Raw genomic sequence first — 479 nt, 5'->3', positions numbered from 1 at the left:
CCTACTTCGTCATCGATGACTTGGCGCAACTGTTTGGCGTCGCGCAAACCGACTTCGCGCCGCTGCTGGCGAGACTCGCCAACGCGCCCGCCTACGCGGCAGGCGACCTGGTCGAAGGCGACTGCGTGATCACGCGTGGAACCCGCGACGGCTGGCACACCAGCGGCGACGTTTGAAGCGGAAGGCGACGCACACCAGCCCCACCCAGCGTGGCGGCGAGCGTTGCGCGGTCGTGAAAAAATAACGGATTCGCCCGCCTGCCGGCGAGCGTGTTCGACCTGCGAGGTAACACCATGATCCAGAAACTGACTTCCGACGAGCGCACCCAGCAACTGGCGAAACTGACTCGCTGGGAAAGCGTGGCGCAGCGTGACGCGATTCGCCGCACGTTCGAATTCGCCGACTTCAACGAGGCCTTCGGCTTCATGACGCGCGTCGCGATCAAGGCGCAGGAAATGGATCACCATCCCGAGTGGTTC

General features: G+C 63.9%; 1 protein-coding gene and 1 pseudogene. Both read left to right on the top strand.

Going from position 1 to position 479, the window contains the following annotated elements; all coding sequences use genetic code 11:
* Window positions 1-176 (top strand): annotated as a pseudogene (locus VSR34_RS38395) (phenylalanine 4-monooxygenase); the annotation flags it as partial.
* A 117-nt stretch (window positions 177-293) separates the two neighbouring features.
* Window positions 294-479, top strand: a 186-nt coding sequence (locus tag VSR34_RS38390; protein ID WP_342965231.1) for a 4a-hydroxytetrahydrobiopterin dehydratase, incomplete at its 3' end; no start/stop codon positions are given.

This window comes from Paraburkholderia sp. JHI2823, assembly GCF_038900695.1.
GTDB classification, from domain to species: domain Bacteria; phylum Pseudomonadota; class Gammaproteobacteria; order Burkholderiales; family Burkholderiaceae; genus Paraburkholderia; species Paraburkholderia mimosarum.
This window is presented reverse-complemented; position numbering and strand designations above follow the sequence as displayed.